This is a genomic window from Micromonospora sp. ATCC 39149 (genome assembly GCF_000158815.1).
Classification (GTDB): Bacteria; Actinomycetota; Actinomycetes; order Mycobacteriales; family Micromonosporaceae; genus Micromonospora.
The window spans coordinates 1,216,762-1,243,595 of sequence record NZ_GG657738.1 but is presented as its reverse complement, the minus strand read 5'-3'; the positions used below and the strand labels follow the sequence as shown (position 1 = coordinate 1,243,595).

At 70.8% G+C, this 26,834-nt stretch carries 20 protein-coding genes and 3 pseudogenes; 12 read left to right on the top strand and 11 right to left on the bottom strand.

Going from position 1 to position 26,834, the window contains the following annotated elements; all coding sequences use genetic code 11:
• Window positions 1–93 precede the first annotated feature (93 nt).
• Together MCAG_RS04975 and MCAG_RS35610 are read left to right on the top strand one after the other, a co-directional pair.
• Entirely contained in the window at window positions 94–816 is a 723-nt protein-coding gene (locus tag MCAG_RS04975) for an NAD(P)-dependent oxidoreductase (RefSeq protein WP_036372393.1), read from the top strand.
• Window positions 817–1,620: 804 nt separating this feature from the next.
• Window positions 1,621–1,932: a site-specific integrase gene (locus MCAG_RS35610; RefSeq protein ID WP_198141713.1), complete on the top strand. Its 312-nt coding sequence runs from the start codon at window positions 1,621–1,623 to the stop codon at window positions 1,930–1,932.
• A gap of 467 nt (window positions 1,933–2,399) precedes the next feature.
• Here the strand turns inward: MCAG_RS35610 and MCAG_RS04960 are convergent, their stop codons facing one another.
• Complete coding sequence (locus MCAG_RS04960) at window positions 2,400–3,650, bottom strand: S8 family peptidase (protein WP_007071873.1); 1,251 nt, start codon at window positions 3,648–3,650, stop codon at window positions 2,400–2,402.
• Window positions 3,651–4,085: 435 nt separating this feature from the next.
• Between MCAG_RS04960 and MCAG_RS35605 the strand changes: the two genes are divergently transcribed.
• Window positions 4,086–4,385 carry a transposase gene (locus tag MCAG_RS35605; RefSeq protein ID WP_007071872.1) on the top strand — a complete coding sequence of 100 codons (300 nt, stop codon included), beginning with the start codon at window positions 4,086–4,088 and terminating at the stop codon, window positions 4,383–4,385.
• Between the two features lie 154 nt (window positions 4,386–4,539).
• Complete coding sequence (locus MCAG_RS34450; RefSeq protein WP_050777876.1) at window positions 4,540–5,310, top strand: transposase; 771 nt, start codon at window positions 4,540–4,542, stop codon at window positions 5,308–5,310.
• Here the strand turns inward: MCAG_RS34450 and MCAG_RS04945 are convergent.
• The 3 genes from MCAG_RS04945 to MCAG_RS04935 are packed head-to-tail and all read right to left on the bottom strand — an operon-like array spanning window position 5,263 to window position 6,647.
• Window positions 5,263–5,838 carry a dihydrofolate reductase family protein gene (locus MCAG_RS04945; RefSeq protein WP_036372391.1) on the bottom strand — a complete coding sequence of 192 codons (576 nt, stop codon included), beginning with the start codon at window positions 5,836–5,838 and terminating at the stop codon, window positions 5,263–5,265. The two genes, MCAG_RS34450 and MCAG_RS04945, sit on opposite strands and share 48 nt — an antisense overlap.
• A 36-nt stretch (window positions 5,839–5,874) precedes the next feature.
• Window positions 5,875–6,288, bottom strand: a complete 414-nt coding sequence (locus MCAG_RS04940; protein ID WP_036372389.1) for a VOC family protein — start codon at window positions 6,286–6,288, stop codon at window positions 5,875–5,877.
• Window positions 6,285–6,647, bottom strand: coding sequence for a DUF1801 domain-containing protein (locus tag MCAG_RS04935; RefSeq protein WP_007071868.1), 363 nt, complete (start codon window positions 6,645–6,647; stop codon window positions 6,285–6,287). The genes MCAG_RS04940 and MCAG_RS04935 overlap by 4 nt, the downstream gene beginning before the upstream one ends.
• Window positions 6,648–6,816: 169 nt before the next feature.
• Between MCAG_RS04935 and MCAG_RS04930 the strand changes: the two genes are divergently transcribed.
• The gene (locus MCAG_RS04930; RefSeq protein ID WP_007071867.1) at window positions 6,817–7,746 is read left to right on the top strand and encodes a LysR family transcriptional regulator; all 930 of its coding nucleotides are present in this window, start codon (window positions 6,817–6,819) and stop codon (window positions 7,744–7,746) included.
• Window positions 7,747–8,607: 861 nt separating this feature from the next.
• Here the strand turns inward: MCAG_RS04930 and MCAG_RS04925 are convergent.
• The 5 genes and pseudogenes from MCAG_RS04925 to MCAG_RS33425 form a co-directional block, all read right to left on the bottom strand.
• Window positions 8,608–12,396: a tetratricopeptide repeat protein gene (locus tag MCAG_RS04925; protein ID WP_007071866.1), complete on the bottom strand. Its 3,789-nt coding sequence runs from the start codon at window positions 12,394–12,396 to the stop codon at window positions 8,608–8,610.
• Between the two features lie 23 nt (window positions 12,397–12,419).
• Complete coding sequence (locus tag MCAG_RS04920; RefSeq protein ID WP_007071865.1) at window positions 12,420–13,985, bottom strand: hypothetical protein; 1,566 nt, start codon at window positions 13,983–13,985, stop codon at window positions 12,420–12,422.
• A complete protein-coding gene (locus MCAG_RS04915; protein ID WP_007071864.1) occupies window positions 13,982–14,518 on the bottom strand; it encodes a hypothetical protein in 537 nt (178 codons plus the stop codon). Before MCAG_RS04915 ends, MCAG_RS04920 begins: the two co-directional genes overlap by 4 nt.
• A 93-nt stretch (window positions 14,519–14,611) precedes the next feature.
• Entirely contained in the window at window positions 14,612–15,943 is a 1,332-nt protein-coding gene (locus tag MCAG_RS04910) for a CHAT domain-containing protein (RefSeq protein ID WP_036372386.1), read from the bottom strand.
• Window positions 15,944–16,692: 749 nt separating this feature from the next.
• A pseudogene (locus MCAG_RS33425) lies at window positions 16,693–16,920 on the bottom strand (transposase); the annotation flags it as partial.
• Window positions 16,921–17,194: 274 nt separating this feature from the next.
• Here MCAG_RS33425 and MCAG_RS04900 point away from each other — a divergent pair.
• The 4 genes from MCAG_RS04900 (at window position 17,195) to MCAG_RS04885 (ending at window position 21,315) form a co-directional block, all read left to right on the top strand.
• The gene (locus MCAG_RS04900; RefSeq protein ID WP_007071861.1) at window positions 17,195–17,728 is read left to right on the top strand and encodes a pyridoxamine 5'-phosphate oxidase family protein; all 534 of its coding nucleotides are present in this window, start codon (window positions 17,195–17,197) and stop codon (window positions 17,726–17,728) included.
• 406 nt (window positions 17,729–18,134) lie between these two features.
• Window positions 18,135–18,806, top strand: coding sequence for a TetR/AcrR family transcriptional regulator (locus tag MCAG_RS32205; RefSeq protein WP_007071860.1), 672 nt, complete (start codon window positions 18,135–18,137; stop codon window positions 18,804–18,806).
• Window positions 18,803–20,281: a carboxylesterase/lipase family protein gene (locus MCAG_RS04890; RefSeq protein ID WP_198141503.1), complete on the top strand. Its 1,479-nt coding sequence runs from the start codon at window positions 18,803–18,805 to the stop codon at window positions 20,279–20,281. The genes MCAG_RS32205 and MCAG_RS04890 overlap by 4 nt, the downstream gene beginning before the upstream one ends.
• Window positions 20,278–21,315 (top strand): DUF6531 domain-containing protein, encoded by a 1,038-nt coding sequence (locus tag MCAG_RS04885; protein ID WP_157547898.1) that lies wholly within the window; start codon window positions 20,278–20,280, stop codon window positions 21,313–21,315. Before MCAG_RS04890 ends, MCAG_RS04885 begins: the two co-directional genes overlap by 4 nt.
• 233 nt (window positions 21,316–21,548) lie before the next feature.
• Here MCAG_RS04885 and MCAG_RS32200 read toward each other — a convergent pair.
• Window positions 21,549–21,683, bottom strand: a pseudogene (locus tag MCAG_RS32200) (IS5/IS1182 family transposase); the annotation flags it as partial.
• On the opposite strand from MCAG_RS32200, the gene MCAG_RS04880 reads away from it, so the two are divergent.
• Window positions 21,664–22,203 carry a transposase gene (locus MCAG_RS04880; RefSeq protein WP_369751354.1) on the top strand — a complete coding sequence of 180 codons (540 nt, stop codon included), beginning with the start codon at window positions 21,664–21,666 and terminating at the stop codon, window positions 22,201–22,203. The pseudogene MCAG_RS32200 and the gene MCAG_RS04880 overlap by 20 nt on opposite strands.
• Before the next feature lie 52 nt (window positions 22,204–22,255).
• Here the strand turns inward: MCAG_RS04880 and MCAG_RS29540 are convergent, their stop codons facing one another.
• Complete coding sequence (locus MCAG_RS29540; protein ID WP_050777874.1) at window positions 22,256–23,449, bottom strand: phosphonoacetaldehyde reductase; 1,194 nt, start codon at window positions 23,447–23,449, stop codon at window positions 22,256–22,258.
• Window positions 23,450–23,625: 176 nt separating this feature from the next.
• Between MCAG_RS29540 and MCAG_RS36125 the strand changes: the two are divergent.
• Both MCAG_RS36125 and MCAG_RS35600 read left to right on the top strand, forming a co-directional pair.
• A pseudogene (locus tag MCAG_RS36125) lies at window positions 23,626–24,081 on the top strand (polyketide synthase); the annotation flags it as partial.
• Between the two features lie 46 nt (window positions 24,082–24,127).
• On the top strand, window positions 24,128–26,834 hold a 2,707-nt coding region (locus MCAG_RS35600; protein WP_255348977.1), incomplete at its 3' end, for a type I polyketide synthase.

Here is a 26,834-nt window from a genome sequence, read left to right as displayed (position 1 = left end):
TCGTCATCGAACCTCTTGACAACCTTACAACCATAAGGTGGACTTACGCTCGTAAGGTTGCCTCGGTTTGGGTGTCGCAGGAGGGACGGAAGCATGACGGACCGACCGGTGGAGGGCCTCCGCCCGCTGAGGGTGTGCGTCGTTGGCGCGTCCGGCAAGCTGGGCCGCTACATGGTCGAGCACGCACTGGCTCGGGGGTACGAAGTTGTCGGGGTGTGCCGGCCGCAGAGCGTGGGAAAGTTGGCCGGGTTCGCCGACCGGATCACGGTGGTGCCGGGGGCAACGAACGACCCGTCCGTGATCGCGCAGGCTGTCACCGGATGCGACGGAGTGCTCACGGTGCTGGCGCCCTGGGGAGTGCATGGCTACGCGACGGGCACCGCCCAGGCGGTGCTCGACCACGCCCCGCCGGAGGCGCGGCTGGTCTTCTCGTGCGGCTGGCACATCACGCGTGACGGCGCCGATGTCTACACGCGCCGGCTGCGCGTGTTCATCGCCGTCGCAGGCCGGCTGGCCCGATGGTTGCGGCTCGTCGACCTCGACGATCAGGTGGAGGCCTGCCGACGCGTCTTCGCCAGCGACCGCCGGTGGACCGTCGTCCGGGGCAGCGACCTCGAGGAAGGCGACAGCCAGGGACTGCCGGTGTGGAGTCGCCACGTCGGCGACCCGGTCCTCGCCAGCAACCGGACGCGCCGGGTCGACTTCGCGCTTTTCATGGTTGAGGCCCTCACGGACGACTCGCTAGTGCACGAGGCACCCGCCATCGTCGGCTGCCAGACCCCTTCGGCGCTCGCCCACGGGGCCGCCCGCCCGTGAGCGCGCTGATCGCGGCATCGTGTCCTGGCACCGTGTCACGGTCATTCTCTCCCGGTCGGTGCCGTGTGGTCAGCCGGTACTTCAGAACCCGATATCCCACCCGAGCCCGACGAGGTGACCTTCGCCGACTTCCCGCCGCTGAGCCCCTGGCGAATACTTAGCTCCGGCCAGCCGTCCGCACATGCCGCCCCGGGTGGGCTGGCGTTCATCGGCGGTGGTGACGCACGGTGATGTATCGTTATCCCTCCTGCTTCGGCTTTCCGTGTCGTACCTGCCAATCGACTCGTTGTGCCCGCCGCGGTATCGGTCTTCCTGGGCCGCTACCGTGGGCAGACTCGCGTCCATACCGAGTCCGACCTGCGAGTCTTCCTCCGTTGGTGCGGCGACCACAGCCTCGACCCCCTGGCCACAGCGCGGTAGATGTCGAGCGGTACGTGCGCTGGCTGCAAGACGTCCGCCGGTACCAGCCCTCGACGGTGTCGCGGCGCCTGTCGGTCGTGGTCGGGTTCTTCCGGGTCTGTGTCATCGACGCCATCCTGAAACACTCGTCCGCCGATTACGTCCGTCGGCCCTCGGTGCCGGCCGAGTCGCCGACCCTCAAACTGGGGCACCTGCAGTTCAAGGCCCTGATCACCGCCGCCCGGCTGTCGGCCGACCCGAACGACTTCGCCCTGGTCGCGCTCTTGGGCCTGCTCGGCTTGCGGATCTTCGAAGCCTGCGGGTCGAACATCGCCGACCTGGGCGAGGAACACGGCCACGGGTCCTACGGGTGCGCGGCAAGGGCGGAAGCTCGTCCTCGTCGCGCTGCCACCGCGGTCGCCAGGGCCATCGACGAGCGCACCAGCGGGCCGATCCTGCGCAACACCCACAGTTGGCGGATGGACGCACGCCGCCAGCCGCCGGCTCAGGCACCTCGCCGCTGCCGCAGGCATCCGGATGCCAAGGATGCACCCCCACATGCTGCGCCACACCTTCGTGACCACCATGCTCGACGCCGACGTCAGCCTCCGCGACGTGCAGATCGCAGCCCGCCACGCCGACCAACGAACCACCATGCGCTACGACCGAACCCGCAAGAGCCGCGACCGGCACCCCAACCACATCCTCGCTGCCTGATTGGCCTCCGGGACATGGCCCGCGTTCGCGGCTCTGCCGATGTCCGCGCCGCCGGCACAGACTCGACGGTCCGGATCTGGGACGCGCACCCGGCCGAGCCAGCCCGTCCAGCCGTGGCGCAGGCGGAGGTCCGCAGCCTCGCCGCCCCCGCGGACGGCGCCTGGTTCGTCACCGCGGCACGCGGCGGCGTCGCGGTGTGGACGGTGGCGCGGGCTGAGCCTTAGCTCTCGCTCGACGCCAGCACCGAGGTGGCACCGGTGGTGGCGGCCCCGGACGGCTCGTGGCTGGCGACCGTCGACCATTCGGGCTCGCTTCGGCTCCGCGCCCCCGACACCGGGGCGCCGCGGGAGGTGTTCGGGCATTCGCCGAGCGCCTTCGTGGACCTGGCGGTCACCGCCGACGGCGCCCGCATCGCCTTGCTGCGCTCCTACGACGCCAACGTTGGGCCGGCCGGCGTCAGGGCCGGGTCAGAGCGCCGGGGACAGGTACAGGAGACGGTTGGGCGAGCCGGCTCCCGGGTTGATCACGACCGGGTTGGCGACGCTGAACAGGTAGCTGGCCACCTGGGCCGGTGTCCAGGTGGGGTTGTTGCTGAGCACCCGGGCGGCGACGCCGGCGACGAGCGGCGCGGCGTGTGAGGTGCCGCTGATCGTCTGGGTCGCGGTGGTCGAGTTCCACCAGGCCGACGTGATGCGCTCGCCGGGAGCGAAGATGTCCAGGCAGGGGCCGAAGTTCGACCAGCTTGCCCGGTTGTCGTTCGTCAGCGTCGCGCCTACGGTCAGCGCGGTCGGCGCCGATGCGGGTGAGACGGTGCAGGCGCTCACGTTCGAGTTGCCGGCGGGAACCGTTACGGTGATGCCGTCGGCGACCGCGTTCGTCACGGCGGTGTCGAGCGCGACGGTGGGGCTGGTCAGCACGCCGATGTTCGCCACGGCCGGCTGTCCGGCAAGGTGGTTGGCGATCATCCAGTTGATCCCGTTGATCAACATCGACAGTGTGCTCGGCAGGGCGCAGTCGAACACCTTGACCGCGACCAGCACGACGTTCTTGGCCGCCCCGAAGGTCGTCCCGCCGACGGTGCCGGCGGCGTGCGTGCCGTGCCCGCTGCAGTCGTTGGCCGGGAGCGCGCCGTCGACGGCGTCGTAGCCGTATACCGCCTGGCCGCCGAAGTCGACATGACTGATCTGGATCCCGCTGTCCACGATGTACGCCCGGACGCCGGTCCCGACACTGGTGAAGTTGTAGGTGCCGCTGAGTCCCAGCGGTGCGTCGATTCGGTCGAGGTTCCACGGCGCGTTCGTCTGGGTGGTGGCCAGGCTGGTCAACCGGTCCTGCTCCACGACCGCTACCGCCGGGTCGGCGGCCAGTCGGCGGGCCACCAACTCGGAGGTCCGCACGGAGAAGCCGTTCAGCGCGTCGCCCCAGACCTGGTCCGGGCGGAAGCCGTACCGGTCGGCGAGGCGGGTTACGCCTGCCTGCCGATCGCCGACCGAGCCCCCACCCTCCTTGAGGGTTACCACGTAGCTGCCGGGCACGCGGGCGGCGTTGCCGGCGTCGAGGATCTCGCCGGCCCTCCCGGACGGCGGTTCGGCGGCGGGTGCCGCAGTGGCCGGTCCGGCAGCCGTGGTGAGGAGCATGGTCGCGGTGGCGAGCGTGGCCGTGACGGCCGTTCCGGCTCGACGCCCGCGGGCGAAGATCGCGTGGCGGTGGATTCCCATCTCCCAGCCCTCCCTTTGTTCCGGCCATTCCGGCGGGCGTGCGACGCGCCGATTGAATGGTCCGAACGGTTTTGCTGGAGCGTACAGCGGATAGTTGACCGGACTCCATGGCGTAAATTATTCAGCCGATTGATATGGGTCTTTTTCGACGCGGAGTGGAAAGAGTTCTGTCCTGATGTATCAGGGCGGCTTCCGGCGCCTCGACTGCGGCCGCTGCTGTCTGCGAGGCCACGGCGGTGGGTCGGGCGCCGAGTTTCCAGGACAGTGGAATCCGCCGCATCTGGTGTCACGGCGCGTCACCGGCCCGGGGACTTCTCGGGCTCGTTCTCGTTCAACCCGGATGGGCTGCGTCGTCGACCGACGAGCGATCAGCAGAGCCCGCTCCGCCCGTCCGTCTAGATCTTCAACGATGACCATGCCCGGTACCCGTCCGCCGTGTTCGACACGACGCAGGCCGCACTCGCCTGGGCGTCTGCGGCCCGTCAGCGCGCCGTGCGTCTGTATCGCGAGTCGGACCCAAAGCCGGTGATCCGGTGCCTGGCCGAGCAGTTCGGCGTGCATCACGAGGCGTTGCGGACCTGGATCCGCCAAGCCGAGGCTGACGAGCGTCACGACCGGCCGACCAGCGAGGTGGCGGAGGGCAACCGCCGGTTGCGCAGGGAGGTCGCCGAGTTGCGGCGGGCGAACGAGATCCTGAAGGCCGCGAGCGCGTACTTCGCGTTAGTGCGAGAGTGATCGATGTCCGGCGGGGTTCGCCGGCTATTTCGCTGCCCTGGCCTGCGGGTTGGTGGCTTGTCCTGATGTGCGGCCCCGCCGGACCCCACGTCGGGCGCGGAGTGGCTTGATAGAAGCCTGCCGAGCGCTCAACTAAGGCGTGCCCCCGCTGCCCGTGCTGGCCGCCGGGTTCCGGGTCATCACGGTACATACCCGGTTCATGGCCACCGCCCGCCGTGCCGGTCGACAGCCGGGCAAGTCCGACCCCATCGATGCCCTCGCGGTGGCGCACGCGGCGTTGCGGGAGCCGGACCTGCCGGTGGCCGAGTTGGACGGGCCGTCGCGGCAGATCAAGCTGTTGTCCGACCACCGCCGCGACCTCATCGCCGAACGAACCAAGGTCATCAACCGTCTGCGCCGGCACCTGCACGAACTCGACCCGCAGCTACACATCCCCGCCCGTGGCCTGCGCAGCTACCGTCATATCGACGCGGTCGCCGCCCGCCTCGACGACATGCCGGGCACCGTCGCCCGCATCGCTCGAGAGCTGGCGCAACGCGCCGGGAGAGCACCCGGCACGCCAAAGCGGATCGTGGCCGCCGCCGTGACACTGCTGGACGAGCACGGTGTCGAGGGCTTGACGATGCGCCGCCTCGCCGAAGGGCTGGACGTCACGGCGACTGCGGTGTACCGGCACGTGAAGACCAAGGATGACGTCCTCGACGTCTTCCAGGTGTGCTCGCCAGAAACTCATCACAAGTGCCTTCGCCCGGCGTGGTGGTCCGCTGTTGCAAGCTGCGGAAGACCCAACCGGAGCTGTCGGGAACAGCTGTCCGGGCAGCGGGTAACGGTGTTCGTCGGGGTCGGCCTCCGAACAGGGCCGACCCCGACGGGCTGCTCAGCGGATGACGTCGTAGACCAGCTTCTGGATTCCGTTGGCGTATGACTCGCTCTCGATGAGCTTGAGGTTCTGCTTGTCCCTGTCGGTGTCGCTGAACAGCCGCTTGCCCGCGCTGAGCAGGACTGGGAAGACCAGCAGATGGTAGCGGTCGATCAGGCGGGCATCGGCCAGCTCGCGGTTCAGGGTGGCACTGCCGTGGATGATGATCGGCCCGCCCTCGGTCTTTTTGAGTGCAGCGACGTCGTCCAGTGATCGGAGGATGCTGATCTCGCCCCAGTTGGACACCAGGTCCTTCTCCTGCAGCGTGGTCGACACGACGTACTTCGGCATCGCGTTGTAGCCGGGGAACTCCGCGGTCATGTCCGGCCATACCGGGGAGAACGCCTGGTAACTGACCCGGCCCAGCAGCATGGCAGTGGCCTCGTCCTGCTCACGGCTCTTGATCTCGTATGCGGCCTCGTCGAACTCGATGTCTTTGAAGGTCCAGCCCGAGTTGCGGTAGCCCGGTTCTCCGCCGGGCGCCTCGATGACGCCGTCGAGCGAGACGAACGCGGTGGCGATCAGGGTGCGCACTGGTAGCTCCTTGGTTGGTTTGAGGTGCATTGTTTGTTATGGGGTCGGCGGTGTCGTCGGTTCCGCGTCGGCGGGGTACCAGCGGAGTTCGACGGTGTTGCGGTCTGGGTCCTGAACGTAGAGGGAGACGGCCTGGCCTCGGGCGCCGGACCGGCTCACCGGCCCTTCGAGGACGGTGAACACGCCGGATGCGATGACGTCGTGCCAGTCCAGCGGGTCGACCACCAGGCAGATGTGGTCGACGTTCGATTCGCCGCGGTGCCGCTGGACCAGGTCGATGATGGTGTCCGGACTGACCCGGACGGACGGGAATCTGATCCGCCCGGCACGCCACTCGTCGACACGCACGGGCCCGAGGCCGAGCACCCCGCAGTAGAAGGCCAGTGATCGCTCGACGTCCTCGACGTTGAGGACGAGGTGGTCGAGTTCCCTGACCCGTACGGTGCTCACTTCCCCCCCAGGGTGCGAGCCTGGCGTAGCCAGTCGGTGAACAGCGCCGCGTCGACGTCGGCGGTGGACGAGAGCCGTATCGAGGCCATCTTCCGGGCGCCTGGGGTCAGGCGGCCGGAGCGGTCGGTGATCTCCTGCCCGAGCCATAGCCCGAAGGTGACGTACGAGCTGTAGGCCTTGAGTAGGCAGATCGGTCGTCGTCCCGGAGCTGCGCCAAGGCCCCATACCGGATGGCCGTGCCACATCACGCCGGTGGCGTCGGCCAGCGCGCCGTCGATAACCCGGCGGGCGGCCTCGGCGATCTCCCATAACGGGGGCTCGAGTCCGGTCAGGTAGTCGTCGATGCTTGTCGTCTGCATGATCTTTCCTTATGGCTTGGTGGGGCCTGGGCCGGCGACGGTCCATCGCTGCGGCTCCCGGCCTGTCTGGCGGCCTCGGTGACGCCCTTAACAATCGGTGAACCGGTGACGCTGACCAAGCCATGATCGGGCTACGGTCGTTGATTCGGATTCAACGAAGGAGTGGCGGGTGCTGGAGCGACACGAGATCGAGACTTTTCTGACGCTTGCCGAGGAGCTGCATTTCGGCCGTACCGCCGAACGCCTGCGGGTGACTACTGGGCGGATCAGCCACGTCATCAGGAAACTGGAGCGGCGGCTCGGGGCTCCGCTGTTCGAGCGCACTAGTCGCGTCGTCCGCATCACGCCCATCGGCCGGCAACTCGCCGACGACCTGGCCCCGCTCGTCGAACAGATGGACACGGCCTTGCGCCGGGCGGTCGAGGCCGGCCGCGGCGTGACCGGCCGGCTGCGGGTAGCGTTCCTCGGCGAGTACCTCGCGCCTGTGCTGCTCAAAGCGGTCAAGCTGTTCACCGCTCGGCATCCCGACTGCGACGTGGACGTGCGCGAGGTGCAGCTGTCCAACTCGCGGGCCAGCCTGCTGGACGGCTCGATCGACATTCTCGTCGCCGCCTACCCGTTCGACGGCATGGCCCGCGGGCCCGCGCTGATGGTGGAGCGGCGCGTGCTGGCGGTGGCCGCCACGCACCCGCTGGCCGGCCGGACGTCGGTGTCGCTGGAAGTGCTCGCCGATCACCCGGTCGTCCAGTACCCGGCGGTGACCTCCGCCGAGTTCAAGCGCGACCGCACACCCGAGCACACGCCGGCCGGCCGACCCGTTCCCAAGGGCCCACACGGCAAGACCTTCTCGGAAATGCTGTCGCTCGTCGCGTTGGGCCGGGGTGTGCTACCGGTGGGCGAGCAGACCGAGCGCTACCACCCCCGCCCTGACATCGTCTACGTGCCAATCCATGACGCCCCGCCGATCGAGCGAGGACCGGTCTGGCTGGAGGCGAACACGACCGCCCGGGTACGGGAGTTCGTCCGCGCCGCGACGGATGCTAACCCTCCGGTCCCAGAGTCGGCCGTTCCGGACAGGGCAAACCCGATGCCGCGATAGTCCTTGGTTGATCCAGGCGACGATGTCAACTGACACTTGACCGGAGAAGAGATGGTTGCCGAAAGCGGCGATCACGACGGCACGGACGAATCCAGATACCACGGCCTCGACGAGACGTAGCCGAGCCGCACCAAGATCAGATGCACTGACACGCCGCAGACAACGCGCGGCCAGCTGCCAACCGCCGCCCAAAGGTGCGGGCGGCGGCTACGTTCAATGACTGGCGATGACGGCGAGTCAGCTCGTGGTGGGCGCAGTTATGGCCGTCCTGGTGGTTCCAGCTGGCTCCGTCACAACCAGGATGACGGTGTGAGTCGAGCCGACACGACATTTCCGGGAGCGGCAGGGCCGCGCTGGAAGACCGAGGGCCACCGGTCCGGGTTGTTGGCGTTGGAGTCTGCGATCCAGGCTGACGATCTTGTTCACGGCCGCGTTGAGGCTCGACTCCAGCCCCTGCACCTCACCGAGCCGACCGTTGGCCTTGGTCGCGGGACTGCCGGAGGACCAACAGGAGCTGGGGCTCGATCGGGCCGAGGATCTCAGGTGGTCGCGTAACCAACTGCGCCTAAGCCTTCGAGCCGCCCACAGTGGTTCGGCCGGGCGTCGCGGGATGGAGGTGACTCGTCCGCGCATCGGTACCGACCGGATCGCCTGCTGCGGTGGCAGGCGGCGGCGCAGCGGAGCACCGGGACTTTCGAGCGGTGGATCGCCGGCATCCTGGACGAGGCCGCTGCTGCCGCGCTCGACGAAACAGCGTAGGTGACCAGGCTCCCGTCGTGCCGGTTGTCCCGCCGACGGGACAACCGGCACGACGTGGCTATTGGTCAAGTTCCACCTGCATTGGTAGCTCTCATGCCGCCATCACCCGAGGAGGTGTCGGATCTCCTCGATGGTGGCGACGGATCCGCGCCGTAGCGCCACGTACCCGGGGTCGTGCCGGGCCATCTCGTCGTAGACGGCCTGGAGCTGGTCCAGTGCCTCGACGGCGGCACCGCCGGGCGTGCCACTGCGGAGGGTGGTCAGGTGTCGATGTTCGGCCTCCAGCAGGGCGGCGAAGCGGTCGTCGGCCGGGGCGGTGGGTCGGATCTCCGCGACGGCGACCAGTTCCACCAGCGCCCGGGACTTGGCCCGCTGCACCACCGCGTACGCCTCACCGACCCCGTCCCGGGCCAGCAGGCAGCGCACCAGTCCCTGGTAGACGCCCTGTCTGCCGCGCACATAGCTGATCCGGGAGCGGTCGTCGTGCGGCCGTTCCCGGCGGCTGGCCTCAATCAGGTCCATTGCCTCGGCGTAGAACGGCTCGGCCGAGGCCAGCTCGCCATGCGCGGCGTACAGGTCGGCCAGGCTGCGCGCGGAGGCGGCGGCGGACTCGAAGTACCCGGCCGGGCGGGAGATCGCCAGGCTGTCCCGGTATGCCGCCACCGCCTCGGCGACCCGGCCCAGCGACCGCAGCCGGCTGGCCAGGTTGGCCAGGGTGGTCGCCTGATCCAGGCGGCCACCAATCAACTCCTTGACCCGAAACACCTCGGTTAGCAGGTCGAGCGCCTCCGCGTCCCGCTCCGGCGGCATCAGGTTGGTCAGGTCGTTGGTGGCCCGGGCCCAGCCCTGCTCGTTGTTGTTCTCGCGGTAGAGCGCGGCGGCCCGACGCATCAGCAGCATCGCCACCGAACGGGCCCCGTCCTCCACCGGGATCTGGTCGAGCGGCAGACCGAGGCGGGGTAGCAGCCCGATCAGCCGGAGCAGTTCACCTCCGCTGACCGGCCCGAGTTCTCCAGTGGCGAGCCGACCGAAGAAGCCACCGAGGGTGTGCAGTGCGGCCGCCTGGGCGGTCCGGTGCCCGGTGTGTACCGCGATCGACCAGGCGCATTCGTAGGCGGTCGCCGCCGCCGGCAGGTCGCCCAGTTCCTCGTACAGGTTTCCGAGACCAGCCTGGATCGGCCCCTCCGCGAGGGTGCCGTGCGGACCAGGTGTCCGGCGGACCAGGGCCAGCGCCTGCTGAAGGTCGGCGAGGGCGCGGTGGTGGTGGCCGAGCGTGGCCCGCACCTGAGCTCGTGTGGTGTACGTCTCGGCCAGGGCGAGTTCCCTGCCGTCCGGTGCGGTGCCCCATGCTTCGATCAGCCGGTCGTAGCCAGTCAGCGCCGCCCGAAGTTCACCCCGCTGCCGGTGGATTCCGGCGAGGATCGACGTCGCCAGGGTTTCGACCTCCGCGTCGGACCGGGCCGCGAAGATCCCTTGGGCGGTCCGAGCCTGGTCGAGCGCCCGGTCGAGGTCCCCACCGGCGGAGCTGACCAGCGCATCGGCCAGCGTCAGCCGGGCCCGGGTGTACTCGTCCTCCGTCGGCAGCCGGCGGGCCAGCACCACCCAGCGGCGGGCCCGGTCGATCTCCTCGGCTGGAACGTTGATGCCGAGCGGGGCCGGAGCGCGCTGCGGGATGGCCGGGCCGACCCTCGCGGACGTGCCGGCATAGGCCCGGTGGGCCACATCGAAGGCTGTCGCGTCGATCAGATTGCGCGCGCTCGGTTCGACGGTCACCTGCGCTCTCCCAGATGACGCGTCCGTTTCCGGGGGATGGCGCCGGCCGCCATCGGGCAGCCCGGCGACCGCGAGTTCCACCAGACGCTCGGCCGGAGCCAGTGCCCTGGTCGCGTCACCCCGACTCAGCAGCCGGTAGACCACCACGTTGAGCAGCGTCACCGCGATCTCGACGGCTCCCTTGCCGACCCAGCGGTCCACGGCTTGGCCAACGCGCCGCAGCACGTCGTCCACCGCCACTCCATGCTCAAGGGCACCTCGGAGCTCCTCCGGGCTGAGGTCGGGTTCCCGGTCGAGCGCAGCCCTAACCCGCAGCGCCGCCGCCTCGCCGGGATCGGGTGGCGGCGGTGGGGAGAGTTCGATCTCGTCGACGATGGCCCGGATCAGGGCTGCCTGCGGGTCGGTCAGGTCCGCCGTCAGGGCCCCGACGTTGATCCGACGGGCGGCACGACCGGCAGCGCGACGATCGGTGCGGCGGCCGGCAAGACTGTCGGTGGAGTTGGCGAGTCCGTCGACGACGATGGCACCCACCGCCGCGAGCAGCGGGCCGGTATCGGGGAGACCGGCGCTGGCGTCTAGCCACGTCCGAAGCTTCTCCAGCGCGACAGGGTGGCCGTGCGCGGCTGCCGCGACGGTCCGGACGAGTTCGCGGTGACGTTGCCGGGCGTCGTACAGCGCCGCCGGCAGGTCCGCCGGCGTCGCCAGCAGGCGGGTCCGCCCGGCCAGGGCGTCCGACGCGTGGCCGACGATCCGGGCGTCGATGTCGTCCAGGCCGGCGACGAACCGGTCCGGATCGCGGACGCCGTCGGCCATCGCCCGTAGCGCGGCGACCAGCCGCGTCCACTCCGGACTCTGTTCCCGCAGGTCCAGGTATTCGTCCAGGGCGCGGCGGGCCTGGACGTCGCCGCTGACGGCGGCGACCAGGGTGGCGATCGCCGGCTCCCAGCGGCGCAGCATCCTGTTGGTGTGCCGGCTGCCGGCCGGTGCCCGCCCGCGCAGCGTCGGCACCAGTTCGGCGAGGATCGCGTCGACCGCTTCGGCGTCAAGGCCGAACTCCGACGTCAACGCCACGAACCCAACCCCGTCCACCCGCTCCACCTCGGTGACCAGCCACTCGACGCACACCGCGTCGAGCAGGTCGTCGCCGGGCGCGCGGGCGACGATCTCACTGACCGTCGCTTCGAGTTCGGCCTCGTCGTCGGTGAGGCGGTGCACCACTGCGGCGGCGAGTCCGTGCGCCAGCCGCTGTGCCGCCGCTGGTTCGGGCAGGTAATCGGCGAGGTGCCGGTGCGCGGTGGCGACCGTGTGCCGATCCGGATACCGGTAGGCCAGACCGAGGGTGGCCAGTTGCAACTCGACGGCCGCTCCCCGGTCTCCCCGCGCCCAGGCGACCTTGCCCCGGCTGCCCAGCACCCGGGTCAGATTAGGCCCGTCGTCGGCGTCGGTGAAGACCTCCTGGCAGTAGAGCAGCACGGTGTCGGCAGCATCGAGTTCACCGACCGCCCGCAGCGCGATCGATCGGCTGAGCTGTGCCCTGGCGATCTCGACCGGTGGCGCCTGTCGGGCGTCGAGGAGGGTCAGATGCAGTTGGCTGAAACCGAGCGCGGCATGCCACTGCCCCAAGGCGACGGCGGCGCTGCGGCCGACGTCCAGCAACACCTCCCGCACCTCGCCACCGCCGACAACCTCGTCGGCCCCGCCGCCAGCCCTGTGAGCGACCTCGTCGGCAGCCGAGGCAGGATCGAGTAGTTCACCCAGGAGCTCCGCGATCCGGGGCAGGGCCTCGTCGTCGCGGCCCAACTCGTGCAGCAGGCGCAGGTGCTGCACCTCGGCGGCGCGCCGGCTCCACAGCCCGACCGGTGCCTTACCGGCCAGGTCACGGGTCTGCTCGTTGACGGCGAACGCGGCCCGGAACCGACCTAGTCGGATCAGCACCTCGGTCAGGTTCAGGCTCGCCTCGAAGGCACCGCGCAGGTCCGAGTCGCGCAGCCGGTCGGCGAGCATCTCGCGCAGCATCTGCTCCAGCGCCGGCAGCGGCAGCTCGCTCAGCAGGCGCCGCAGCTCTTCCGGGCCGGGCTCGTCGTTCCCGCTTTGCCCGGCGTTCCTGTCGCTGGCCATCTGGCTCCCTCCGTGGCGGGCGGTCAATCGACGACGACGTGCACCGCGCCACCGGCGGTGAGGGCCAGCAGTCGGTCGAGCCGGGTGCTGGGGACGGCCACCACCAGGGGGCGCGGATCGCGGTCGAGCCGGTCGAGCACCAGCACGTCGACGAAGCGCTCCGGAGGTGCCGGCGGCCCCGTCTCCGGTGCCGCCGGAACCACCACCAGGGTCACCCGCTCGCCCCGCCCGATCCGATCGGCCAGGCCGGTGGCGGGCACCGCCACGACGGTGCGACCGGCCAGCGCCCCACCTGGCAGCTTTGGCCCCAGTTCCCGGGTAAGCAGCGGCCGGCCCTTTGCCACGGCACGAACGGTGTAGCGGCCGAGGAGCTCGTCGAGTTCCTTCTTGTCGGGCCGTCCCCGCACGTCGGCGGCGGCCAGCACGTGGAACGCCGGCACCGCCCGGGCGGCCACCGGTGTGCTACCGGCACGGCTCGTGGCGACGATGGCCGCCACGCCCCCGAGCAGCAGGACGACCACGAGCGCGACCGCCCGAACCGGAAGGAGCCAGCGCCGACCTGCGGGGCCCGGCGCGGCGACGGCCGACGGAGCACTCGCGGGCGACGGGGTGGCTGTTTCCGGCTGCTGCGACACCTCCGACGACACGGTGGACGCCGGTCGACTCGGCCCGGTGAGTTCCGCCGACTCCGCCTGCTCGACCGGCTGCGGATACCGCAGGGCGGAAGCGCGGTCACTGTCCGGCCAACCGGAATACCAGACCTTGCCGAGCTGGCGCCACTGCTCCCGCTCCGCGCCGAAGCTCGGTGGCAACTCCAGCCGCATCGCCTCCAGCAACGCGAACCGGTGCACGTCGAACGCGGTCCGGACCAGCTGCGCGTACGGCACCGCCGCCCGCGCCGCCGCCCGGTAGCCCAGCAGCGCGACGCCGATCCCGCCCCACACGCAGGCGACGGCGCCGTACCAGGGCAGGAGTGCCGCAGCGAGCCCGCCACCGAGCAGTGCGAAGACGGCGCCCAGGACACTGATGGTCACCGCCGCCTCCAGACTGGTGGCAGCGCCGGAGAAGGCGGCGACGAACTGCTCGGGCAGCACCACGTAGAGCCTCGGCCAGGCCGCCACCCCGTCCAGGCCGTACCGGTCGGCGTGCTCCTCGGCGGCGCGCAGCACGTTGCCGAGCCGGGTGGGCAGCACCCGGTCCGCCCGTCGCGGATAGCCGAGGAAGAGCGTCGGGTCCCCGGCCGTCCGACCGGCGTGCACCCGCTGGTGGCGGGCGGTCAGCTGCCGACCGAGCCAGGTCAGGCCGGGCAGCGCCGGCCAGTAGCCGCTGAACAGCCGGATCAGACCGGTGCGCCAGGCGGTCAGCAGTTGTCCGAGCAGGATGGTCAGCAGGGCCAGCGCGACGACCAGGGCGGCGCTGCCCTCGGCGCCGAGCCCGCTCCACCAGGTGCGGGCCGTCCCCCACCCGACCCCGGCCACGGCCACCGTGCCCAGCGTGCCGACGAACACCAGCAGCGGTAGCCACACCGCAGTCAGCTGGCGACGGTCCAGCAGCGCGGTCGCGGACTCGAAGAGGGCGCCCACCGTCACCGCCAGTCCGGTTCCAGCCGGTGCCCACCGGCCGCGCAGTCCCGGTCCGGCTCCGGGAACTCGTCGAGGTGGTTGAGTGCTCCGCAATACGCGCAGAAGATCCGGATCGGGGCCGTCGGGGGCCTCAGCCGCCCGGCCAGGAGCGGATCACCCATGACACCCGGATCCGGGGGCGCCAGCACGTCGGTGCCGTAGGCCGCCCACTTGTCGCCGTCCAACTGCCGCAACAGCTGTTCCCCGAGCGCCTCGGCGGGAACGACACCAACCGGACGCCCGGAGTCGTCGACCACCACCAGCGCCGGGAGATGCTCGTCCAGCAGCCGGACAAGGGCATTCGACGTCAACAGCTCGTCCACCGGTGTCGACGCCGCGACGAGCAGTGCCGGACCCCGACCGCCCGGGCCGACCACCCAGCGTGGTGTCCCCCGCTCATCGACCCCCAGGGTCAGCTCGTCGGCCCGGTCCGGCGGCGCGGAGTCTGTCTCGACGACACAATGGTCGGTGCACATCAGATCCCGTGCGGTCAGGCTCACGCTCCCGGTTCCTTCCTGGTTTGCCGGTCGGGTCCATGGTCCACCGGTCGAAGGCTGTCTCGCCCCGCCGGTCGGTTGTCGCGTCCCACCCGGTCAGTCCCAGTCTCCGACAAGGACGAACGGCGCCCAGAAGAAAAAGCTGCCGTACAACCGGCGACCGAGGTCGACCGGAACCCGGACACCCGCCCCGGCCAGGAAGCGGGCCCGATGCAGGACGTTCTCCACCCGCCGGCGGTCCCGATCGGTGCCGGCCAGCGTCAGGGCCGCCTGCGCGGCGTTGGTCGCGCCGACGAAGTCCCGGGCCACCAGTCGGATCCGCGCCTCGGCGAGGGCAAGCCGCGACGCCGCCGGGTGGTCAGGCCCGGCGCGGTCCCGGGCCTGCTCGACGTAGGCGAGGAGGTCTGCGATGGTCCGGCGGCGCAACCACGATTGGGCCCGGTGCAGCGCCACTACGGCTGGCAGCCCGTCGCCGAGGCCCCGGTAGAACTCGTCGAGCAGCATCGCGGTGGAGAGTTCGTCGACCTTCCAGAGGCTCACCAGCACGGCCGGTGCACCGGCGTAGAGCAGGGCCCGGATCAGGCCGAGCAGTTCGTCCCCGGGCCGAGTGTCGGAGACACCGGTACGACACGCGGCCAGCACCACCAGGGTCCCGGTCAGTCGCATCCCGAACATGTCGGTGGCGGTGAGGCGACCGTCGGCCAACTCGACACCGGAACCCATTGGCTCCTCCGGGTCGAACACGCCGTGCGCACCCACGTGCAGGATCCCCGGCGGTGGCCGGTGGCCGGCGTCAGCGGTCACCGCGTCCGGGGCCGGGCCGCCGAGCCGACGCAGCAGTTCGGCCCGGCTGGCGTCGGCGCCCTGCATCCGGTCGCAGTCGAACCTTCCGCTGAGCGCGGTGGCGTGCACCTGCCCGAAGGTCAGCGGTTCGGTGCCGGGCGGGTCGGCGACCACCAGTGCGGTCGACCGGTCACCACGCCGGTTGGCCTGGCAGTAGCGCAGCACCGAGGCGCTCGGCGTGTAGGCCACCGGGTGCGCGTCGGCCAGCCGCACACCCTGACAAGGCACGGCGTGCAGCGGCACCCGGTGCAGCGGCCCGTGCGGCACCAGGTAGATCCAGTCGCCGGGCCGTATCCGGTCGAAGATCGGCGCGACCAGACCGACCAGTATCGGATCGCCGAGGACGGTGGTGGCCTGTTCCAGCGCGGCCGGATCCTCGGCCACCCGGTCCAGCGCGTGCACCATCGGCACCACCAGCTCGTCGAGCTGTCGGGCGTCCACCGGCACGGTCACCAGCTCAGGCTCGGCGGACTCCGCAGTGATGAAGAAGATCAACGCCCGGTCCTCGGTGAGGTAGTACTCGACCAGGACCAGCCGCCCGACTGAGGGGTCGCTCTCCTCAGGTTGGGACTTCCGCCGGCTCATGGTTCGGCTCCCGTCGAGTAGGTGGGCGACCGCCGTGCCTCCGCCGGTTCCCCAGGCGTAGCGCCACGTACTGGGAAGCAGCGTCCGTCATGGCGTTGAGGGTGTGATCCTGCGAGGTGACCGACCACGGTCGCAACGCCGCCGGGTGTCTCGTTCCCGACAACACTTCATGACGGGCACGGCGCCTGCGCGGCGGCACCGCGGATCGACGAGCCGGGCAGCAGCAGCCGCACCGTCCCGTCGGCGGTGGTGTCGGTCAGCGGCAGCGTGGCGACCACGGTGCCGGGCAGCGAGTCGCGGACCAGCAGCGGCCCGATCGGCCGCCAGGCCACGGCGACCCGCAGCCGGCCGTCATGCGGAACTTCCTGCGGCGAGGTGTCCTTGGCAGGTGGATGTGGCCTGGCCGGGGCCGCCCCGGTGAGCCAGGCGACCAGGCCGGCGGGGTCGGACAGGTCGGCGCCGCGGATCGTGGCGTCGTGCAGGGCGGTCGGGGTGTCGGCGACCAGGCGCAGTGCGAACCTGGTTCCGGCCGGCAGGACCTGGCGGGTGTGGAGGTAGTTCGCGGCGGCGCTGGCCGAGCGCCGGTCGATGCCGACGCCGTCGCGGACTGCCGGCGTGACGTCGTCGCCGATCAGATGCGCGTCGTCCACGCGGATCCACGACGGCGACCCGTCCCGGCTGCTCGGGGTGAGACCGAACAGGGCATCCGTCACCTTCACCGGGTGGCCGGCCCGGAACCGGTCGACGCCGGCCCGCCGCCGGTGCGTCAGCAGCCAGTCCGGAAAGTAGGAGCCCTGCCGCAGCTTCGGGATCGCCAGGTCGATCGTCCCGGCCCGAGTGTCCCACTTGCGCTGCCGGTAGCCGTTGCGGGAGTTCACCCGCTCGTCACTGCGCTGCCCATACCCGGCGCCGCAGATCGCGTCTGCTTCAGCGGACATCAACGCCTGCGCGAACGTCTTGATCATCGCCTGCAACACATCGGGGTGTTGGTAAGAACGGCGGCACCAGGGGCCAAATAGTGGATCTTGGTAGGTGGTGTGGGGGCTCGGCCATCGGCGTCTGTGCTGGCGTCTCGTTAGGGGATCCATGGCCGGGCATCCTGCCGATGATTACCGGGGCGGTGATGTCCGCAAGACAGAGGAAGAAATATGACACAAGGTGTCAGACTTTGGGTCGAGTATGGCTTCACCGGTCGGCGTCGACGGCGCGGACTGGGCACCACGGATACATATGGGACAGATAAGGACCTCCATGCGCGAAACTTCAGAAGATCTCCAAGAGCTTCAGGCCCTCCTTGACGCCTCCCTCTCCCGCTCCACCTCGCACCTCCGCTCGATCATCAAGGCTGAAAGCACACTGACCGCGGAGCAGCTCACCCAGGTCCTCACCGGCATGCGCACCCTCGCCCTGTCCACCGTGACGGCGAAGGGCGAGCCACGGATCAGCGGTGTGGACGGGCACTTCCTGCACGGGAAGTGGCACTTTGGCACGGCGCGCAACGCCGCCAAGGCGCGCCATCTCGCGGCGCGGCCCGCCGTCAGCGCCGCGCATATGCGCGGTGAGGACCTAGGCGTGTTCACGCACGGCAAGGTGGAGATCCTCAACCCCCAGGACGGCGAGCCGGCCGCGGACTGGCCCGACCTGCTCGCGTACTTCAAGGACTTCTACGGCGGCGACGACTTCTTCGACTGGGAAAACGACGTGGTCTACTACCGGCTGCATCCGCACTGGATGACCGTCTACGCCCCCGACATCGCGAAGCTCACTGCGGCGTCCCAGTCCTGATCCGCAGCACGGGCCGCATCGGGACCAGCCACGTGACGAGAGATCTGGTGAAGCGGCCGGGAGCCGGTCCGAACGGGGTGCGGTGGTCGCGGAAGGCACTCCGGACACCGTCGCGACGGCGGACACCCCGACCGCCGGTTTCTTCCGGCGGTACGCGGCCGGCCTGCCGCTCCTGGAGGTGTGCGGGAAGGCGCGCGCTACTGCCGCCGTTTGAGATGCCAGCCCTCACACCTAGATCATCTTTTTGGCCTCTGGTGTCGCGATTCTTACCAACACCCACATCCGGCGACGCGCCCTCGATCTGCTCGCGCAGCAGCTCAACAGGGTTCACACCACGGCATCGACCTCGACCCTCGGCAGGACTAGACATGTTGACGATCATTGTCCAGCGTGACAAGCTGCTGGCGTGACAAGCGATCGGAGCGAACAGATCCTGGATGCCGCAATGAGCGTCTTCTGCCAGTACGGCTACGGCAAGACGACCATGCAGGACGTCGCCCGCGCCTCCGGTATGTCTCGTGCCGCGCTCTACCTTCATTTTCCGACGAAGGAAGAGCTGTTCCGGGCGGGGTCGCGGCGGGCGCACTCCTGGGCGCTCGACCGGGTTGATGCGGCGTTGGCCGCGCCGGACGACGTGGTGGCACGCATCGACACCGCGATGGCCGCGTACATCGGGGCGTTGATGGCGCAGGTTTCGTCGAGCGTCCACCGTGGGGAGCTGCTCGACGCCGGGCTCGGGGTTGCCAGTGACATCGTCAGGGACGCTCACGCGGAACTGGTGACCAGGCTGACCGCAGCGCTGAACGCGGCGGTGGCGGCGGGTCAGGTGCAGCTGTCGGCCGTCGAGGCCACTGCCGAGGACATCGCGGGGCTGCTGGTGGCGGCCGCGGACGGGTTGATGAAGGTCAGTGCGGACCCGCAGGTGTGGCAAGAGCGCAGGGCCCTGTTCTTCCGCCTGGTGCGCGCGGCGATCGCGGCGCCGGACGACAACGGCACACCAACGCGCAGAAGGGCCGGACGACGTCGAGGCCCGTCCGGATCGGGCACCTCCACGCCCGCTCGGCAGGTGCGGTCGTGACGGAGCCGGTGGTGGCCACGGGGCTGGGGCGAGTCCGTGGGCGTGACGTCGGCGGAGTCGCGGCGTTCAAAGGCATACCGTATGCGGCGGCGCCGCAGGGGCCGCTGCGGTTGCGGCCACCGGTGCCGGCGTCGGCGTGGGACGGCGTCCGCGACTGTGGGCAGTTCGGATGCGCCCCACCTCAGCTGGCCCCCGCGCCGGGCGCGCCGTCAGCGTGGCGGCCCGGCGACGGCCTGGACTGTCTGTCGCTGAACGTGTGGAGCCCGGACCTCGGCGCGGCTGCTCTGCCGGTGATGGTGTGGATCCACGGCGGGCTGTGGAAACACGGCGCGGCGAGCATGCCCCAGTACGACGCGGCCACGCTGGCCCGCTGTGGTGTCGTGGTGGTCACCGTCAACTACCGGGTCGGGTTCGAAGGCTTCGGCCACCTTCCCAGCGTGGCGGACAACCGGGGCCTACGCGATCAGATCGCGGCGCTGGAGTGGGTCCAGTCCAACATTGCCGCCTTCGGCGGTGACCCGACGAACGTGACCGTGTTCGGCCAATCCGCCGGCGCCGCGTGCATCGCTCTACTGGTGGGCGCGCCCGCCGCGGTCGGGTTGTTCCGCCGCGCCATCGCCCAGAGCATCCCCGCCGGATGCCGGACCGGGATCGAGGCCGCAGTCGTCACGACGACGATCGCCCGGGCCCTCGGCGTGGCGGCCACCTGGGACGGGTTCGCGGCCCTGACGCCCGAGGCGATCCTCGCCGTGCAGGACACGCCGCTTCGCGACCGCGCGGCCGGGATGTCCGCCTTCTCGCCCGTCATCGACGGCGACCTGGTCACCGGACCGGCCTGGGCGGCCATCGCGACCGGCCGCGACGTGGACCTCATTTGCGGGTACACGCATGAGGAGTACCGCGGCCTGGGCCCACCACCACCGCCCGACGTCGACCTGGCCGCCGTTGCACAAGCCATCGGCCTGCCATCGGCGGGCGCTGACGCGTATCGGCGCGCCTATCCCCGCGCCGGCGACGCCGAGGTGTTCACCACGATTCTGTCCGACGCTCTGGTCCGAATCCCCACCATCCGGACCGCCCAAGCCCACGCCGCAGCCGGCGGACGGACATGGCTGTACGACCTCGCCTGGTCCAGCCCAGGCCTGGGGGCCGGCCACGGGCTCGACATCCCCCTGATCTTCGGCACCGCCACCTCCGGTTACGCCAGCCGGTTCCTCGGCACGCCGCCACCCGCCGCGTTCGAGCCGCTGTCCCGCCAGATCCGCCATGCATGGACCGGATTCGCCGCCACCGCAGACCCCGGCTGGCCACAGTTCGACCTCACCCACCATCGGACCCGCATCTGGGATGATCCACCCCTCGACGCCGAAGACCCGCTCGCCGACTCCCGCCGCATCTGGCGGACCACCCGTCCACCGGACCATCCGCCCCCGTCACGTACGCCTTCTCGACGCAGGTGCCGCAGCCGGCGGTGACCTCCTCGCTGGCCCAGAACGGCGGCAAGGGCTACGAAGCCGGCGTCGGCAACTACACCACCTCGGACAGCGACGCCGAGGTCGCCACGGTCGGTCCCGCGCTGTCGATCACGCGGGACTACAACAGCCTGGACACCCGCGCCGACAGCGCGTTCGGCCGTGGCTGGTCGTCGCTGCTGGACATGCGCGCCCGGGAGGACCGGGACGCCGCCGGGGTGCTGCAGACCGCGACGATCCGCTATCCCGACGGGCAGGATGTGTCGTTCGGCCGTAACAACGACGGCACGTGGGTCCCGCCGTCCGGCCGGTTCTCCGTCTTCAAGGCGATCACCGGCGGCTACTCGCTGACCGACAAGGACGCCACCGGGTACGAGTTCACCCAGTCGCCCGGCGGCGGTGCCTTCCACCTGACGAAGGTCACCGACGCGTCCGGTCGGGCGCTGACCCTGCGCTATGACACCAACGGGCGGGTGGACCAGCTCCGGTCGGTGACGTCGAACCGTACCCTGACGATCGGTTGGTCCACCCCGGCGGGCGCCGCCCACCCACACGTCGCGACGGTCACCACCGACCCGGTCACCCCGGGCGCCCCGGGCACCGCGCTGACCTGGTCGTACGAGTACGACACGGATCTGCTCGAGCGGGTCTGCCCACCGGGTACCAGCACCGAGTGCGCCAGTCTTAGCATTTTCAAGAACAGTATCATCGACGCCATTAGAGAGATTACTGGTTGGCATGATGACGAGGTTGCCAGCTACCTGGACTCAGGTATTCCGCTAATTGACATCATGGAGTCGACAACCGACGTGATTGGCGGCGATGCTCGTATCAGTGGAGGATCGTCGATTCTGACGGATGGAACTTGGGTCTGGCGGCAAGATTTGTCGTTCCACGTCAAGAATTATCATCTGGAGTTGGATGGGGATTGCGTGGAGCACGCAATGAAAATGAACTTCGCTATTCCGGAACCGGATCACTCCAGTTTGCTTGCCCTGGCGGATATCGTATTGCGAGAAGTCCTCGGCATGGGCTGACCCGAGCTGCGTCGTGTTGCCCGTGGGCGTTGATAGCCGTGTGGTGCTGCTGTCTCGGTTGATGTTATCAACATGCATGCATCAACAGGCATGCATTCGCATAGCTCGCATTGTGACGAAGTGGCTATCGACTGCAAGGATTCGCGTTGGTGTCGCGGCTGCCGTCGGGCCGCGAGAGCAAGGGATGTCGATGCGTTGTGGTGATCACCCGTGGATAGTTGATAGAGCCATTTTCATCCTGAGCAACGGTCGTCTTCGACGGCGTGTAGGACGAGGATGGCCTGGACGATCACGGTGGCGCGCCGTGGGCAGCAGCGCAGCTTGGTCAGGATCTTCCAGGTCTTGAGGATGGCGACGGCGCGTTCGCCACCACCACCGCGAATCCCGACGCCCCACCGGCTGGACCCTTCTCTCTCGCGGTTCCTGGTGGGCGGCCTGGCAACGCCAAACCTCGCATCCCCTGAACGAAGAATGGATCACTCAACCCTTCCTGGGCCCCCTGACCGCCACCTGGGAACTGGCAAACGGTGGCGCGAGTTCCTGACCTTCCTCAAGGTGCTGCGCCGCCACTGGCCCGACCAGAAGCTGTGCCTGATCTGCGACAAATTCTCCCCGCACAAGCACCCCGAAGTCCGTACCTGGTGCGCCGCCAACCGCGTCGACCTGGTGTTCCTGCCCACGTACGCGTCCTGGCTGAACTGGATCCAGGCCGAGTTCGCCGCCGTGCGCTACCTCGCACTCAACGGCACTGCCCACCGCACCCACACCGAGCAGGACACCGCCATCGGCGCCTACATCCGCTGGCGCAACCAACACGCTCGACCTAAGACCGGCTTCGCAATCAACTCCAAGATCCGCCACCCGGATCACCCGTTCATGGCTGCGTGACGAGGCACTAATTGCGCGGCCTCTAAACACGTACAATTTGACGGCAGAAGTGTCAAGAGCGCAGGCGCGTTGTAGGGCGGCAGGAAATGGCCAGGCGGGGCAGCGAAGTCGAGTTTCCAACAGACAGGTCCCCGCTGTCGAGTGCCTCTCGCAGGGCTTGGACGGCGGTGGATTCGTCGTACGCCACAGGGGCGTTTCCGCTTCGGTTGGAAGCCTGCGCTTCGGCGGCGATGGACGGCAGGTCCGTGGCTCGGACGCCATAAGCGCTCAGCGCGGTGGCGAAGCCCGCAACGGCGATGAGGTCGCGGATCGCGGGACCCAGGTGGCCGGCGGTCGGCACCCGGAAGAACGCGGCCAGCTCGGCCAGACGGTCGGCGACGAAGCCCGGGCCCCGCGGATCCTCGACCCGGCCGGACGACGCCACCGGTAGCAGGGCCGACAACGACAGCGCGGCCGCCAAGCCGTGCGGGACGCCGTACCGGATCGTGAGGGGGTACGCGAAGGCGTGCCCGACCGTAGTCCGGGTCTCGCTGATCGCCAGCCCGGCCGTCGTCGCCAGGGCGCACAGGTCGGCCCGGCCGGCCAGAAGAGCTTCCTGGCCGCCGGCGAGGAGAGGGACCAGGCCGCGGGCGGCCGCGCCGGCGAGGCGGCGGGACGCGGGGGTGGAGCGGACGGACCAGTACGACTCCACGGAGTGCGCCAGCGCGTCGAACGCGCAGGAGAACGTCAGCTCCGCCGGGCAACCCGCGGTCAGCCCGGGATCGACCAGCGCGACGTCCGGCCGCACCGCCGGCAGGTCGAGCGAGTGTTTGCGGCCGTCCACGTACACCGTGGCGAACGGGGTCACCTCGCTGCCGGTGCCAGCTGTGGTGGGCAGCACGATCAGCGGCACGTGCCCACCGTCAGGCTCGCGGTCGCCGTGCAGCAGCGCCAGCGCGGCAGCGGGGTCGGGCGGCAGCAGGCGGATCATCTTGGCGGTGTCCATCGCGGAGCCACCGCCGACGCCGATGACGAGGTCCGCGCCGACCTCGTGCAGCATCCGGACGCCGGCCAGCACGTCGGGCAGGACCGGGTTGGCGCGGAAGCCGTCGAACACCCGCGCCGGGCGGCCGCCGAGCCGGTCCAGCACGCCGGTCGCCGCGACCCGGCGTGGGCTGCCGACCACCAGGATCCGGCCCGGCCGGTAGCGGGCGACGACCTCGTCCAGCCGGTCCGCGGCGCCACTGCCGGTGATTACCTCGCACACCCGTTCATCCTGCCCGACAGACCGGGGGCGTGGACGGACCGCAACCTGCCACCGGGGCGGCGCGGGCGGCGCGGATGTGCCCGACTCTGACAGGTTCTGGTCATCGCGGGCTGGTCGGCGGAGCACCTGCGTAGTCTCCGGGGACACCAAGGGACACTACCCATGACGGGGGTGCGATGACTCGCGCACACGGACAGCCTGTCGCCATCGTCGGCATCGCCTCCCGGACACCGGCGGCGTCTGGGCCGGACGAGTACTGGCGCCTGCTGAGCGGGGGCGTGGACGCCATCAGGGACCGGGGCCCGGAGCGGGCGACCGGTCCGGAGCGTGGCGGGTTCGTCGACGGGGTCGACGAGTTCGACGCCGCGTTCTTCCGGATGTCGCCGCGCGAGGCCGCGGAGACCGACCCGCAGCAGCGCCTCGCCCTGGAGCTGGCCTGGCAGGGGCTGGAGGACGCGGGCATCGTCGTGCCGGAGTCCGGGTCCGCGCCGGTCGGCGTGTTCCTCGGGGTCATGGCGGGCGACTACGCCGACCTGGTGGTGTCCTCGGGCGAGGTCACCCGGCACACGCTGACCGGCATGGGCCGAGCGATGATCGCCAACCGGGTGTCGTACGCGCTGGGCCTCGGCGGCCCCAGTCTGATCTTAATACAACGGCCAGTCGTCGTCGCTGGTGGCCGTGCATCTGGCGTGCGAGAGCCTCGCCCGGGGCGAGGCCGGCGTGGCGCTCGCCGGCGGTGTCCACCTCAACGTGTCGCCGCTGAGCACCGCCGTCGCCCGCGCCGCCGGCGCGCTGTCGCCGGACGGCCGGTGTTACGTCTTCGACGAGCGCGCCAACGGGTACGTCCGGGGCGAGGGCGGCGGCGTCGTCGTGCTCAAGACGCTGGACCGGGCCGTCGCCGACGGCGACCGCATCTACGCGGTCATCCGGGGCAGCGCGGTCGGCACCGGCAGCGACCCCACCGGTCTCACCGTGCCCAGCGCGGACGCGCAGGCGCGGACCATCGGCGACGCGCTGCGCCGCGCCGGGCTGGCACCCGGCGAGGTGCAGTACGTGGAGCTGCACGGCACCGGCACCGCGGTCGGGGACCCGATCGAGGCGCGGGCGCTCGGCGAGGCGTACGGGGCGCCGCGAGCCACCCCGCTCGTAGTCGGCTCGGTCAAGACCAACATCGGCCATCTGGAGGGTGCGGCGGGCATCGCCGGCCTGATCAAGACGGCGCTCTGCGTCCACCACCGGGAACTGGTGCCGCACCTGAACTTCCGCCGCCCCAATCCGCGCATCCCGCTGGACGACCTCGGGCTGCGGGTCGCCGACCGGCACGAGCGGTGGCCGGCCGGCGAGCAGCCGGTCGCGGCGGGGGTGACCTCGCTCGGCATCGGCGGCTCGTGCTGCCACATGGTGCTGACCGCCGCCCCGGAGAACGCCCCCGCCACGCCGCCGGCCGAGCCGGTCCACCGGCCCGCGCCGGTCGTGGTGTCCGCCACCGGCCCGGACGCGCTGCGGGCGCAGGCCGGCAAACTCCGCGAACACCTGCTGGCGCATCCGGACGCCACTCTGCCGGACGTGGGACTGTCCGCGGCGACCACCCGCGCGCAGTGGCGGACCCGCGCCGCCGTGTCCGCCGCCAACCGGGACGGCCTGCTGGCGGGCCTGGCCGGTCTGGCCGCCGGGGACGTCGCACCCGGGCAGGTCGTGCCCGGCCGCACGGCGGTGCTGTTCACCGGCCAGGGGGCGCAGCGGGCCCGGATGGGCGCCGGCCTGGCGGCCGCGTACCCGGTGTTCGCGGACGCCCTGGACGAGGTGTGCGACCAGATCGACGCGCACGTCGGCCGGTCGGTGCGCGACCTGCTGGAGGCGGCGCCCGGCACCCCCGACGCTGCCCTGCTGGACGACACGCGGTACACCCAGCCCGCGCTGTTCGCGGTCGAGGTGGCCCTGTTCCGGCTCGCCGGGTCGCTGGGCGTCCGCCCCGACGTGCTCATCGGCCACTCGGTCGGCGAGCTGGCCGCCGCGCATGTGGCCGGGGTGCTGTCGCTCGCCGACGCGAGCACGCTGGTCGCCGCCCGCGGCCGGCTGATGGGCGCGCTGCCGGCCGGCGGCGGCATGGCCGCGGTGCAGGCGTCCGAGGCGGAGGTGCGCGAGTCGCTGACCGGCCTCACCGACCGGTTGGGCGTCGCCGCGGTCAATGGCGCGCAGGCGGTGGTGGTCTCCGGCGACCTAGACGCGATCGAGGAGTGGCTGCCGCGCTGGGCGCACCGCAAGACGACCCGGCTGCGGGTCAGCCACGCGTTCCACTCGCACCTGATGGAGCCGATGCTGGACGAGTTCCGGCAGGTGGCGCGGGCGCTGAGCTACACGCCGCCACGGATCCCGGTGGTGTCCAACGTGACCGGCGAGCCGGCGTCCGCCGAGCTGACCGACCCGGAGTACTGGGTGCGCCACGTCCGCGAGGCGGTCCGGTTCCACGACGGCATCGGCGCGCTGCACCGGCAGGGGGTGCGGCGCTACCTCGAGCTGGGCCCGGACGCGGTGCTGACCGCCATGGCCCGGCAGACGCTCGACGAGGATTCCGGCGCCGCCTTCCTCGCTGCGCTGCGCGCCGGGGAGGACGAACCGGCGGCGTTCGCGGCGTTCCTCGGCGGGGCACACGTCGCCGGGATCGGCATCGACTGGCTGGCGGTGTACCCGTACGGCCGGCGGGTGACCCTGCCGACGTACACGTTCCAACGGCAGCGGCACTGGCTGCCGCCCCGGGGCGCGGCGGCGGACGTCGCCGCGGCCGGCCTGACCAAGGTGGAGCACCCGGTGCTCGCCGCCGCCGTGGCCCTGCCCGGCGGCGACGAGTGGCTGCTGACGGGCCGGACGCCCGCCGGGGCCGAGCCCTGGGGGAGCACCGCGTTGGTGGAGCTGGCCGCGGCGGCCGGACGCCAGGCCGGCGCGCCGGTGGTCGGGGAGCTGACCGTCGAGGAGCCGATGCCGGCGCCGGACGGCGTGCCGGTGCAGATTCGCGTCGGTGAGCCCGACGAGCACGGCCACCGGACGGTGGCGATCCACTCCGCCGCGACCTGCCACGCCCGCGGGTTCCTCACCGCGGCCGCCGGCGAGGCGCCGGACTGGCGGGCCGCCGCGTGGCCGCCGCCGGGCGCGGTCCCCGCCGACCCCGGCCTGATGCTAGCCCGGCTCGCGGAGACCGGCCAGGATCCCGGACCGGCCCTGCGGGCCGTGCGGGCCGTGTGGCGCGACGGCGACGACGCGTACGCGGAGATCGCGCTGCCCGACGCGGACGCCGGACCGCCGCGCGGGCTCGGGATCCACCCGGTGCTGCTCGACGCGGCCCTGCTCACAACGGCTGGCCCTGGACGAGGACGGCATCCCGCACGTC